Source organism: Methanocella paludicola SANAE (assembly GCF_000011005.1).
Taxonomy (GTDB): Archaea; Halobacteriota; Methanocellia; order Methanocellales; family Methanocellaceae; genus Methanocella; species Methanocella paludicola.
Genome location: NC_013665.1, coordinates 1,319,180 through 1,332,489 on the forward strand (window position 1 = coordinate 1,319,180; position 13,310 = coordinate 1,332,489).

A 13,310-nucleotide genomic window follows, 5' to 3' on the forward strand; every position below is an offset into this window, starting at 1 on the left:
TGATGCCCTCTTATATAAGGGTAATCGAGCCTGATGTCAGGGCCATGGTATGGCAAATATTTAGTATTAGTAGTAAGCTAATATTGTAGAGGCTTAATTGACATACAGTAGGAGGTTCTGGATGAAGTATAAATTATTATTACTGGCTATTTTAGCTATCGTATTAGTTATGAGCGGCTGCGTTACGAACCTGCAGGAAAGCAAGAATGGGACGCCGCTATTCACGGCCATGAAATCAAATAATACTACGCTGATGATCATGCTTATCGACATGAACGGCGCCGGGAGCGTGACGGGCCTGCACGTGGACAGTCCGGCCATCGGCTCGCCGGACGTCGTCGCCAGCGGCACCTCAGTGCCCGCCGGCAAGGAGATCAAGATCACCGACCCGGCACTGGCCGGCAAAATAAATATCTCGATCTCGTCGACGGTTGACGGCAAGAAAATGACCGTCCTGAATGGGTCGTTCTAACGCCCATTCCCTCTTTATTCTTTTTCTAAAACCGAAACAATATTATATCTACGGCCACTTATTCAAGAGCGTCATGAAGATACTACTGGCCGAGTATTCGGTTTGCGCCGGCCTGCCGACGCTGGCAAACGAAGGCCGTGCCATGCTTGATACTCTAAGGCGCTCGTTCGGGGCCGCCGGCTGCACAGTGCTCGTGCCCCGGGACTTCGAGGCGGATCTTTTAGACTTATCGCATAAGTGTGATTGTTTCCTTGTTATTGCGCCCGATGCCATGCTCGATAAGTATACGGCGGGGCTGGAAAAGAACTGTATTAACCTGGGCTGCTCTTCCCGCGTTGTCCGGCTATGCGCTGACAAGCAGGAGACCACGGAGACACTTTTATATAACGGAATACCGGTCCCACGGCTGGTTCACGAAAAAGGCGTAAAATGCGTCGTAAAGCCTCGCTACGGCTGCGATGCCGAAGGCATTTTCATATCGCCGGGCCCCGTCGATCGAGAGGGCTTGATCTCTACCGAGTACATCGAGGGAGAGCACCTCAGCGTCTCGCTCATCGGAGGACAAACCATGCTGCCGCTCACGCTCAATAAGCAGCACATCAGGGTCGTCGAAAGCGGCGGCATGGCATTCATCGAGTATGACGGCAATGAAGTGCCCTACGAGCATCCGGCGAAAAAAGAGATACTGGCCGTGGCCGCGAAGGCGGGGCAGATGCTCGGCTGCAGAGGCCTCTTCGGCATCGACATCGTCTATGGTGATAAGCCCTATGTGGTCGACGTCAACCCGCGGCCGACGACCGCCGTCCTCGCCCTCGATAAGGTGCTGGATGCTAACATCGCCGACCTCATACTCAAAGCCCGCTTCGGCACGCTGCCCGACAGCGTGGGCATCAAGGGGCATTACTCGTTCACCAAATCCGACCTGGGGAGAACATCATGATCCTGGGCATCGACATCGGGGGAGCTAACACGAAGGCGGCGTCCGCCGATGGGCTCTTCACCTATTCCAAGTATCTTCCCCTCTGGAAGGGCTGCGATATTGCCGGCACGCTCCTGGAAATTAAGCAAAAGGCCGGGCAGATCGACGCCGCCGGTGTCACCATCACGGGCGAGCTGGCCGACTGCTATGCCTCAAAAAAGGAAGGCATCGGGCATATCGCCGCCGAAGTGAAGAAGGTCTTTCCGGAAGCCGTCTTCTATGGCAGCGATGGTAATTTCCATGCCGACGCCGGCGATCACCGCCTCCTGTCGGCGGCCAACTGGTCGGCATCCGCACGATATGTCGGGGGCATCCACAAAAATATTCTTTTCATCGACATCGGCAGCACGACGACCGACATCATTCCCATAGTGGACGGCGTTCCCCGTGCGGGCCTGACGGACTTCCAGCGCCTATCCCGGGGCGAGCTGATCTATGCGGGCGCCCTGCGGACGAATGTGGCGGCCATACTGCGGAAAGTAACATTGCGAGGCGTGGCCGTGCGGACCGCGTCGGAGCTTTTCGCAATAACGGCGGACGTGAACCTTTTACTGGGCACCATCACTGAAGGCGACTATGCGTGCGATACGCCGGACGGCGCACCGAAGACGCAGGAAGCATCGGCGCTACGGCTCGCCCGCGTCGTGTGCTGCGACCTGGAGGAGCTGGCGCCCGAAGAAGTATCGGAGGTCGCAAAGCAGGCGTACCGAGAACAGATCGACGACCTGAAAGAGGGCATCGGGGAAGTATCCGGGTGCCACGGCATCCGGCGCGCCGCAGTATGCGGCCTGGGCGATTTCATCGCGATGAACGCCCTCGATGAGATGGGCCTTCCTTACACCGTAATAGAAAAAGGGGTATCCCGCATATTCCCTGCATATGCCGTGGCAAAGCTGCTCGAAAGGAGTCCATAGGATGACGAAGAAAGACATCACGTTCGTGCTCACACTCATCGCCCTGGCGGCGATATTATCGATGGCCGGCTGCACCGCTCCGGCCACTAGAGATATGACGACTCTCTCGGGGAAAGACGTTTTCGACCCATCGAAGTTCAGCATGGCGACATATCTGATGGCTACGAGCGATAACCAGAGTACGGGCCTCTTCACTGTGCTCGCCTATCCGGGCGAGGAAGACGGCGACCGGCTCTCTTCCGTGCTGGTGTCCGGCAATACTTCGAGCCGTATGGACGTCTGGCTTAACCGGGGCCACGAAGGTATCAACAACGCTACGATGACCCTGGTCGACGGCAGCGGCATGCAGACGGTCGCGATGCCAAAGGCGCTCAACATGACCACCATGGACGATACCTGGAACAGCCCCGGCTCCACGTATGCCTATTATGGCACGGACTCGGTCACCGTGCCGGCAGGCACTTACGAGAACTGCACGATATACTACGGCACGAAACACGTACAATATATGGAAGTATCGTTGGACGTCGAGGTCATGTACTATATGCACGAGTCGTCGCCCGTGCCCGTGTTCTATATGGTCAAGACGGAGGACGGGTCCGTCGCATATGCCCTACGAAGCGCCTACGGCCCCGGCGACATCGATAGCACTCCCGAAAGGGCGGTCCAGAGCTACTTCGACCGCATCGGGTCGGGCGAATATACCCGGGCTGCAAGGCTGCTCGCCAAAGCCGACGGCACCAGCCTCAAGCCAATGGACAGCGCTTCTATCGCCGGCATGGCGAAAAACATGTCCGCGACCTATGGCACAGCCGGAGAAAAGATGGTCGTGCAATATGTGCTTATCGATAATATGATCTCCGCAGGCATCATAGGGGGCCACGATGCCATCACTGTACACTGGAGCAGCATCCATTACGACCGTTCGCCGGGCGAAGTGTACTACATCGAAGGCATGTTCAACATGGCCGACGATAGCGGATGGAAAATAATCGTATAATTTTTATACATATTTTATTTCGTTAATGACCAAATTTTTTATAAAAAACAAAAATTATATATACGTACTTCGAGGGCTTATACGCCAAGTTTATATACCCATAAGCTCGATATGAATATTATAACGCCAAATCATTATAGTATCATTATGCAAGGGCAACTATACAGAGTACGGGGAGTGTAAGTAGTGTCAGGAACCGGAAAAGACATCGATTTTGAGCAACACGAAGACGATAAAAAAACTTTTTATGGCCTGATGAAAAAGAAAGCGTCAGTTAAAGAATCCACGCCTTCCGAACAGGCCGAAAAGCTGGCTGCTGAAACGCCCGCCGGCGAGACAGGCGTGACAGGCTATTATGGCATAGACAGCGACATGGCGCCGCCGAAAGAAACGGATGCCGTCGATGCCGCTGACGAGCGGCTCAGCCGCATTTTCCAGAGCGAGCCCGCGAAATCCGCTGTCATAACAGAGCCGTCTGCGCCGGTTAAGCCCGTTGCCGAGCCGGAGCCGGCAGCCGGGATCGCTTCTGCCGAGGCCATACCCGCCGGCCCTGCCAGCCGGGCCGCGACCCCGAGCGGCCAGGAGACCGGCAATGTTATTTTCCCCGCCGGAAGCCTCGAGACCGAAGAAGACATCATGAAGGAGCTCACCAGCATCGTCAAGCCGGGCGAGGGTGTCGTAAAGTCCGACGAAGAGGAAAAGGTCGAGAAGGGCAAGGGTAAAAAGGATAAGAGTAAGCTTCGCCAGAAGATCGTATTCGAGCCATACGACCCTGAAAAACACGGCCCCATGACGTCATTCCCCGGAGTTACGGGATACGAGGAGGTCGAGCGTTACTGGGTGGACGAGCCCTACGCGTTCATCGTCATCCTCTATAACGAGAGCACGAATAACTACCTGTACTACGTATGCGAGCCTTCCCTGACCATGTTCGAGAAGGAGCTGCTCGTTGAAGTCTACGACCGGCTCCAGGACGTCCTCATGATGGAGAACCTGGACGCTACCACCGACAAGAAGGAGCTGCTCAGGGAAAAGGTCAACCAGACCATCAGCGATTACATCGGGAAGATCGATACCAAGTCATATTACAAGATAATGTACTACATCAACCGGGACTACCTCGAGTTCGGCAAGATCAACCCGCTGATGCACGACAACTTCATCGAGGATATCTCGAACAACGGCTTCGATACCCCCGTCTTCCTGTACCATAAGAATTACGAGAACATCATGACCAACATCGTGTACGGCGAGAGGCAGCTCGACTCGTACGTGATCCGGCTCGCCCAGCGGTGCGGCAAGCACATATCCATCGCCGAGCCCATGGTAGACGCGACCATGCCCGACGGCTCCCGTATCCAGCTTACGCTGGGCAAGGAGGTAACGACGAGGGGCAGCACGTTCACGATCCGTAAGTTCAAGGAGGTACCCATCACGCCCATCGACCTGATCGCGTGGAACACCTTCTCGAGCGAGATCATGTCATACCTCTGGCTGTGCATCGAGAACAACAAGTCGCTCATCTTCTCCGGCGGAACGGCTTCGGGCAAGACCTCGTCGCTGAACGCCGTATCGCTGTTCATCCCGCCAAAGGCGAAAGTCGTCTCCCTGGAAGATACCCGCGAGCTCAAGCTCCCGCACATGAACTGGATCCCCGGCCTGACCAGGGACTCGTTCACGGCCGACGGCAAGGGCGCCATCGAGATGTACACCCTGCTGAAGGCGGCACTGAGGCAAAGGCCCGAATACCTGCTCGTGGGTGAAGTGAGGGGCAAGGAAGCCCTGACCCTGTTCCAGGCGATGTCCACCGGCCACACGACCTTCTCGACCATGCACGCAGACTCGGTCGAATCTGCGATCCATCGTCTCGAGAACCCCCCGATCAGCGTCCCCAGAACCATGATCACAGCGCTAGATATCATCAGCATCCAGGCCCAGACTTACCTGAAAAATAAGCGTGTCAGGCGTAACATGAAGATCGTCGAGATCAACGACATCGACCCGAACACGAGGAACATCCGGACGAACGATATCTTTGTCTGGAACTCGTCCACGGACCGGTTCGAGCGCGTCGGCGAATCCCGCGTGCTCGGCGAAATCGCCCAGCGCAGGGCCTGGAGCAAGCGCGAGCTGTCCGCAGAGCTGATGCGCAGGCAGAAGGTGCTCGAATACATGCTGAACAACAACATACGCGAGTTCAAGCAGATCGCGGCCATCATCCACGCCTACGCAGTCAAGCCGGACCGTGTGCTGGAAACGCTCGGCATCAAGGAATAAGGCGGTCGGCATGGACGAGTTCAGCACCATCGCGCACGTCATATTCGGCGGAGAAGTGCGAAAGCACAAGGAAAAGTTCTACGGGCTCCAGAAAAGTCTCCGGCAGGCCCACATGGCACAGTCCTACGAGGTGTATGCTTCCGTGGCGTACCTCGTTTCGGCCATCGTCGGCTTCATAGGGGCCCTCATCGGCGTTGTCATTGCCTTCTTCATCCTTAACGTGCTCAACACCAAGGGCAACTTTACGAATATCCATATGCCGGAATCGCTATCCTGGATAGCGCCCTTCACCGATATCATCGTTATAATCCTGGGCATGTCCATCATGGCCGTGTTCTGCTATTACGTAACCTACACGGTCGTCATGCTCATACCGGCGATCAACGCCAGCGACCGTAAGTCGAAGATAAACAAGCAGATACCATATGCGGTCACGTTCATGTACGCGCTCTCAAAGGGCGGAATGGACATCATCGGCATCCTGCGGGCGCTGAACTCGGCGGAGAGCACGTACGGCGATATCTCCCGCGAGATAGGCATTATCATACGGGACATGGATTACTTCGGCAGCGACCTCCGTACGGCCATCATCAACTGTACTAACCAGACATCGTCGGACCTGCTCCAGGACCTCTTGACGAACCTGCTTTCAGTCATCGACTCGGGCGGCGACGTCACGCAGTACCTGTACGGTAAGACCGACCAGTACCAGCAGAGGCTCTTACAGGACCAAAAATCGTTCCTCGAGATACTGGGGCTGATCGCCGAGTCGTACGTTACGGCCCTGGTAGCGGCGCCCCTGTTCATCATCATCATGCAGTCTGTCATGACGATCATGAACGGTGGCAGCAACATATTGTTATACATCATCATCTACGCCATGGTCCCGATAGGCTCCGTCGCGTTCACCATCATGATCAGCATGATCACTCCCACGGAGGAAGAGGCGGTCAATAAGTTCGAGATCCCGAATACGAACGTATACGATTCGATCCCGATCGAGGACTCCGGCCGCTCGAAAGCCGAAGAGCAAAAGCTGATCGGCGCGATCAAAGCGGGCAAGAGCAGCCAGAAGCGTAAGGAGTTCATGCAAAACCCACTAAAGCCGATCATGGAAAAGCCGGAGCTTTCGCTGCTGATCAGCGTGCCGGTCGCGATCCTCTTTACGGGCCTCTATTTAGCATTAACCTTAGGTAGCCTGAGCAGCGCGATGACGAACGTGACGCTGATGCAGAACAGCGCAACGGCGAATATCTCAGACCCGCTGGTCTTATACGGCCCGATCATCGGCTATTTCGACGACATCCTCATCTTCATAATGCTGATCCTGATGATACCTCTCTCCGTCTTCTTCGAGAACAAGATCCGGCGGGAGCGCAAGATATCGGCGGAGATGCCCGACTTCCTCAAGAAGCTGGCGTCCACCAACGAGACGGGCATGACTCTGACGCAGTCCATCGCCCTGATCAGCAACGACAACTTCGGCACCATCAGCAGCGAAGTTAAAAAGATCAACCGGAACATCCAGTGGGGCATAGACGTGAACACGGCTCTCAAGATGTTCGGGAACTCGCTGAACACGGCTCTCTCCCAGAGGGTCATCACGCTGATCACCAAGGCCTCGGAGTCGAGCGGCGACATACGTGACGTCCTGAACGTCGCGGCCAACGACGCGAAGATGGGCGAGCGCATACGCAGAGAGCGTTCAGACGGCATGCTGATCTACGTGGCCATCATCTTCATAACGTTCTGCGTGTTCATCTACTGCGTCTACACGCTTTCGTCCAGCTTCATACCGGTCATGTACAGCGCAGGGAACAGCAATGCTGCAGCAGCTGGCTCTAGCGCAGCAACAGCGGGCGCGACTTATATACAAGCGTTCAACCCCGAGGATTACTACCGGCTGTTCTTCCATGCGGTCATACTCCAGGGCATGTTCGCCGGCTTACTCGCGGGAGTAATGGGCGAGGGAAGGTGGATGTCAGGCCTGAAGTACGCGATCATCATGATGATCATCGCATACGTCATGTTCGCGCTATTCATCTAGTCTTTATGTAAAAAGGTGAGTATCATAAACGAAATAATGGGGGCAAATAACATTAGTGAATCCTCTGATATAGCGGAGGCCGCCGTCCCAAAAATGCGGCTTCCCACAGGGGTCGACATTCTTGATCGTAACCTGAGCGGCGGCCTCCCCATCGGGGCCCTGGTCTATTTTTCCGCCAACCCGAAGTCGATGCCGGAGGTATTTCTCTTAGAGCTGGCGACGCCCAGAAAGACCTACTACATAACGACCAGCAAGGATCCCCGATACATCATGCGGGATATGAAGGAGCTTGACCTGGACGTGCCGGATGTCGAGTTCCTCGACCTGCATTCCGAGTATTACCAAAAGATACTGCCCCATGAGCCCGATAAGCATAAGGCGATAAAAAAGCTTATCGAGTTCCTGAATAACTGGCTGGCTACGCTTGAATCTAAAAAAGAGAATGATTTCACGATCATTTTCGACAGCTTTAGCTTTTTAGTCGAGCTGGGGGTCGATGCCGACGAGCTCAAGACCCTGCTGGACAGGATATATGACATTATCAACGACGGCAACGGCATCTGCTACCTCATGATGATCAAAGGCGTGCATCATGAGTCCGTCGAGAGCCGTATCCAGTACTGGTGCGACGTGATCTTCGACATCGACCTTGAGCGCAAAGGCGATAAGATCGTCAATAAGCTGACCCTGCCCAAGATCCGGGGCATGAGTCCCGTTACGGACTATATCAAGTTCAAGGTGACCGACCGTATCACCATCGATACGTCCCGGGATATCGTGTAACTTTTTCGGGCTATCGATGGGCTTTTTCTGCTTCTTTTTCTTCCCTGACGGTCAGGAACGCCGCGCAGATGCCTCCCAGTAGTGAGAGTGACGACAGCATCGAGGCCATATTGCCCGATATGCCTATTTGTGTCGACATGGGCACTAGCAGGATGCTTCCGGTGATCAAGGCCAGGCATGTGAACAATAATCCTCTGGCGTTCATGAAACGTTCAAAGCCCGGACAGGCCAATATATGTTGCCCGCTTTTTTCACGGTGTCGGCTCACATGAACGTCGTGTAGCCTCTCCAGAAGAGGATGGCCGCAAAGGCGAGCATCATCAGGGAGCATAAAAGCGAGAGTACTGACATCCATGACGGCCTGAATACTTTTTTGCCTGCAGCGCTTATCATACCGATGAGCGCGTACCAGCCGAGGCAGGCGATCGCTATGCCGGCGAACATGGCCAGCAGTGAGCCCGCATCGCTCCCGAGATGCACGGCCATGGTCCCGGCGAACACGCCTGTCCACCATACGATGGCGAACGGGCTGGTTATGCATATCAGGAATCCTGCTGCCATGGGCGAGGAGCCTTGCTCTTTATCATCACCCTTCACGCCGTTTTTCCTGAACAGCTTATAGATACCCCGCACGCCGAGAAACACCAGCAGGGCGCAGCCACAAAGCCACATGGCGATACGGCCGGTGCGGCTACCCAGCACCTGGCTCAGGCCGATAACGATGAGCGCGAAAAAAAGCGCATCCGCGGCCACGGCGCCTAAATCGACCTTTAGGGCCGAAAGTAAGCCTTCGGACACTCCTCGCTTGATCACTTCAAAAGTAATAGGGCCGGGCGGCATGGCATGGGTCAGCCCTATGACGAAGCCTGCGGCGAGGATGTCGAACACAGGGACTCGTAAATACCGATGCTATATAAAAATTTACCGGCATGATAATAAATCGGATGCCACATGATACCATACTGCACAAACCTTTATTTATTCAGGCCGCTATACCTAGCTAAACACGTTTTTCAAGGGCATGATATGTGCTCTTGATGTCCTACATTGGAGGAAGGTATAATTGAATAGTTTAAGCAAGATGTGCATTTTAGCGATCTTAGTGGTATTAGTGTCGGCATTCACCTTCGGGTGTACCAGCCCGACGACCTCGCCCGGCGCCAACGCTACCGCGACCCCGAAGCCCGTCGCCCAGTACACGCTCCTGACAGGCGGCACGACCGGCACCTATTACCCGATCGGCACGAGCATCGCGAGCATTGTGAACAACGCGTCTATCGGCATGAAGCTCACGACGGTCACGACCGGCGCATCGGTTGAGAACTGCAGGCGCATTGCGTCGAAGGAGGACAACTTCGCGACCGTCCAGAACGACGTAATGAAGGCAGCATACGATGGGACCAAGCTCTTCAACACGTCGAGTAAGAACCTGAGGGGCATCTGTGCCTTATACCCGGAAACCATCCAGGTCATCGTCCTGAAGGACTCCGGCATTAAGAGCATCAGCGACCTGAAGGGCAAACGGGTCATCGTCGGCGCGGCGGGCAGCGGCTCGGAGTTCAACGCGCTCGAGATCCTGGCGGCTTACGGCATCAATAAGAGCGACATCACCGTGGACAACAACGCCCTGGGCACGGCAACGGACCGGCTCAAGAACGGCCAGGCGGATGCGGCCTTCTGGAGTGGCGGAGCCCCCACGGCGGGCGTCACGAACCTCGCCACGTCCAAGGACGTCAGTATATTACCCATAACCGGCCCCGAGGCTGATAAGCTCATAAACCAGTCGCCGTACTACACGAAGACGACGCTCCCGAAGGACATGTACAAGGGCATGGACGCCCCGGTCGAGACGCTGAACGTCATCGCCTGGCTCATCACCTACGAGGACATGTCCTCGGATGACGTGTACAACCTGCTGTCGGTGATGTACAACAACACGGACACGCTCAAGAACAGTCACGCCATGGCCGGCTACATTACGCCGGAATATGCCTACACGGGCATGACAATTCCCATGCACCCTGGCGCCACGAAGTACTTCGACGAAAAGGGGATAAAAGCACCGTAATCCCCTTTTTATTTATTTTTATGAAAAACAATCCTGTTTTCTTTTTATTATTCCTGGCTCTCTTTGCGCTGGCCTTGCTGCTCATGTTGCCGATAGTGATGGTGGTTAATATCTCCGATATAAAAGGCAGTACGCTTATCGAGGAGCCGATAAATCCCGGAGACAGGATATCCGTCAACTACACGCATTCGGTAGAAAAGACATACGTTAACGAGACATACGTCGTCGATAATGGGGGCCGGCTGGCACTCTACTCAGCAGTCTTCGAATCCAGCGGCGCAGGCCTCCCCTCTGATGCTTCATACGAGATAGAGCAGGGCGAGAACGGCCAGTTCATCATCCGCAATTATGATCGCACCTATGACGAGGTGACGTACGGCACCGGAAATATTTCCCGCCACAGGGTCATTATTGATAACTCAGAATATTACATTTATGACAAATTAAAGGAAAACAACAAATTTACAATTAAAATTTCGAGAGATTCTCCCATAAATATCTTTATTTTACATATTTGATGTGAAATCGTGGCAATTATTCAAATCCCAAAAGATTTATATCGCATAGGTTACTTTTAAAATATTAACTTATACTATCCGATTGCCGAATCGGCAGTCGCATGCTATGCTATATCATATCAATTAACTGGACGTGGTGGGTTAAAATGGGTGAGGACAGCGGAGATATTAATGGCAATATAAAGCTAAAGCACGAAGAGCTCGACGAGCTGGAAGTTAAGTATTCTAATATCCGCAGTCTCACTGCCTGGGGCTTACTTGCCGTCTCTGCCGTCGCGATCACCTCCTCGTTCTATCACCTCTACGTTGCCTATGCGGGAATGCCCACTTACCAGTTCCATCTCACCATGCACCTCATGTTCATGATGGTGCTGGCGTTCTTTATCTATCCGATATCCTCGAAGGTCCTTAGCGGTAAGAAAGGGGCCGATAAGATACCGGTCTACGACCTGGCCATCGCAGCCGTTGCCATCTTTGTCTGCATGTACTGGATCGTGAACTATGTGACGCTCACCCAGTCGATCGGCGCTATGACGACCACGGACTATATCGTCGGCGGCATCGGCATACTGCTCGTGCTCGAGGGCACCCGGAGGACCGTCGGCCCGGCGCTGTCCGTCATCGCCGCGATCTTCATCGCTTACGCCTACTTCGGCAACTACATGCCCGGATTCCTGCAGCATAAGGGATTCGGCATCGAGCGGATCATATCGAACCTCTGGTACACCGATTCGGGCATCTTCGGCGTGCCCCTGATGGTCTCCGCCCAGTACGTCATCGTCTTCATCCTCTTCGGCGCCTTCCTCAAATATTCGGGCGCCGGCGAGTTCTTCATCAGCCTCGCCTATGCGCTGACCGGCTGGCGAAAGGGCGGCCCCGCCAAGACGGCCGTCCTCGCTTCGGGCTTCTTCGGCATGATATCGGGAAGCTCTATCGCGAACGCCGTGACCGTGGGCTCCTTTACCATACCCCTGATGAAGAAAGCCGGCTACAGGAAAGAGTTCGCTGGTGCAGTCGAGGCTTCCGCCTCCACGGGCGGCCAGATCATGCCCCCGGTCATGGGCGCTGCGGCCTTCCTGATGGTCGAATATACGCACATCCCTTATAACCATATCATTATCTCCGCGGCCATACCGGCCATCGCCTTCTTCTTCGGCCTGTGGGTCATGGCCCACCTCGAGGCGGGAAAATCCAACCTCCCGTCCGTGCCCCGGTCGCAGCTTCCGGACGCGTGGAAGCTCTTTAAAGAAAAAGGCTACATGTTCATCTCGGTCATCCTGCTGCTCTACCTGATCATCTTCGCCCAGCTCTCCGTAGAGCTGGCGGGCTTCTACAGCATCATCGCCATCGTCCTGATAAGCTGGGTCCGTAAGGATACGCGCATGGGCATCAAGCAATTACGCGCAGCCCTGGAGGAAGGCACGAAGGGCTCGGTAGGCGTCGCCCTCGCATGTGCCTGCGCGGGCATCATATCGGGCGTGGCCACCCTCACCGGCCTTGGCGCCACCATCGCTTCCGCGGTCGGCAGCCTTTCCATGTCAATGGGCGGCTACTTCGTGTGGCTCTTCGGCTCACTGCCGGTAGCTTCTCTATTCGTGGCCCTGGTGGTCACCATGATCGCATGCCTGATCCTGGGCATGGGCCTGCCGACCACCGCAACGTATGTCGTCCTTGTCGTGCTGGCCGTCCCGGCCATCATCAAGTTCAACCTGCCCACGGGCGCGGCAATACCCCTGATGGCGGTGCACATGTTCGTGCTTTATTACGGCGTGATCGCCGATATCACGCCGCCCGTCGCCCTCGCCGCCTACGCGGCCTCGGGTATCGCAAAATCAAATCAATTCTGGACGGGCGTGGAGGCCTTCAAGATCTCCCTGAATAAGCTGCTGGTGCCGTTCGCCTTCGTGTTCTCGCCGGCGATCCTGCTCCTGGGCATTAACTTCAGCGACCCCATGTCGATCGGGGGTGCGGCGTTCGACATCATCACGGTCTTCATCGGCATCATATGCCTGCAGATATCGCTCTGCGGCTATTTCATCACGAACTGTACCCGTATCGAGCGTATCATCCTGTTTGCCTCTGCACTGGCCCTGATATACCCGAACTTCTGGGGCGCTGTCTTCGGCATATCCTGCCTGGCCATCGTGTATTTCCTGAACACCACGAGGATCAAGTCCGGTAAGACGATCGAATTAACTCCGTTCATCGCCATCAGGCGATAGGCCCGGTACAGCATCTTTTTTATTTTTAAA

Annotated in this window: 12 protein-coding genes; 10 read left to right on the top strand and 2 right to left on the bottom strand. The window is 55.0% G+C overall.

Features of this window, described 5'->3' with window-relative positions; translation table 11 throughout:
- The first annotated feature begins 121 nt into the window (after window positions 1-121).
- The 7 genes from MCP_RS06690 (at window position 122) to MCP_RS06720 (ending at window position 8,472) form a co-directional block, all read left to right on the top strand.
- A complete protein-coding gene (locus MCP_RS06690; protein ID WP_012900074.1) occupies window positions 122-472 on the top strand; it encodes a hypothetical protein in 351 nt (116 codons plus the stop codon).
- Between the two features lie 73 nt (window positions 473-545).
- On the top strand, window positions 546-1,412 hold the full coding sequence (locus MCP_RS06695) for an ATP-grasp domain-containing protein (RefSeq protein WP_012900075.1): 867 nt from the start codon (window positions 546-548) through the stop codon (window positions 1,410-1,412).
- Complete coding sequence (locus MCP_RS06700; RefSeq protein WP_012900076.1) at window positions 1,409-2,365, top strand: hydantoinase/oxoprolinase family protein; 957 nt, start codon at window positions 1,409-1,411, stop codon at window positions 2,363-2,365. Before MCP_RS06695 ends, MCP_RS06700 begins: the two co-directional genes overlap by 4 nt.
- Window position 2,366: 1 nt before the next feature.
- A complete protein-coding gene (locus MCP_RS06705; protein ID WP_012900077.1) occupies window positions 2,367-3,365 on the top strand; it encodes a hypothetical protein in 999 nt (332 codons plus the stop codon).
- 255 nt (window positions 3,366-3,620) lie between these two features.
- Complete coding sequence (locus MCP_RS06710) at window positions 3,621-5,642, top strand: type II/IV secretion system ATPase subunit (RefSeq protein ID WP_128859978.1); 2,022 nt, start codon at window positions 3,621-3,623, stop codon at window positions 5,640-5,642.
- A gap of 10 nt (window positions 5,643-5,652) precedes the next feature.
- Window positions 5,653-7,689, top strand: a complete 2,037-nt coding sequence (locus MCP_RS06715; RefSeq protein WP_012900079.1) for a type II secretion system F family protein — start codon at window positions 5,653-5,655, stop codon at window positions 7,687-7,689.
- A 93-nt stretch (window positions 7,690-7,782) separates the two neighbouring features.
- Window positions 7,783-8,472 (top strand): RAD55 family ATPase, encoded by a 690-nt coding sequence (locus MCP_RS06720; RefSeq protein ID WP_231845188.1) that lies wholly within the window; start codon window positions 7,783-7,785, stop codon window positions 8,470-8,472.
- Window positions 8,473-8,482: 10 nt separating this feature from the next.
- On the opposite strand, the gene MCP_RS15370 is transcribed toward MCP_RS06720, so the two are convergent.
- Window positions 8,483-8,677: a hypothetical protein gene (locus MCP_RS15370; RefSeq protein ID WP_128859979.1), complete on the bottom strand. Its 195-nt coding sequence runs from the start codon at window positions 8,675-8,677 to the stop codon at window positions 8,483-8,485.
- A gap of 59 nt (window positions 8,678-8,736) precedes the next feature.
- Window positions 8,737-9,360 (bottom strand): LysE family translocator, encoded by a 624-nt coding sequence (locus MCP_RS06725; protein ID WP_012900082.1) that lies wholly within the window; start codon window positions 9,358-9,360, stop codon window positions 8,737-8,739.
- A 193-nt stretch (window positions 9,361-9,553) separates the two neighbouring features.
- Between MCP_RS06725 and MCP_RS06730 the strand changes: the two genes are divergently transcribed.
- The 3 genes from MCP_RS06730 (at window position 9,554) to MCP_RS06740 (ending at window position 13,280) form a co-directional block, all read left to right on the top strand.
- The gene (locus tag MCP_RS06730) at window positions 9,554-10,540 is read left to right on the top strand and encodes a TAXI family TRAP transporter solute-binding subunit (protein WP_128567079.1); all 987 of its coding nucleotides are present in this window, start codon (window positions 9,554-9,556) and stop codon (window positions 10,538-10,540) included.
- Between the two features lie 20 nt (window positions 10,541-10,560).
- Window positions 10,561-11,058: a DUF1850 domain-containing protein gene (locus MCP_RS06735; RefSeq protein WP_012900084.1), complete on the top strand. Its 498-nt coding sequence runs from the start codon at window positions 10,561-10,563 to the stop codon at window positions 11,056-11,058.
- Window positions 11,059-11,204: 146 nt separating this feature from the next.
- Entirely contained in the window at window positions 11,205-13,280 is a 2,076-nt protein-coding gene (locus tag MCP_RS06740; RefSeq protein WP_012900085.1) for a TRAP transporter permease, read from the top strand.
- The last annotated feature ends 30 nt before the right edge of the window (window positions 13,281-13,310 follow it).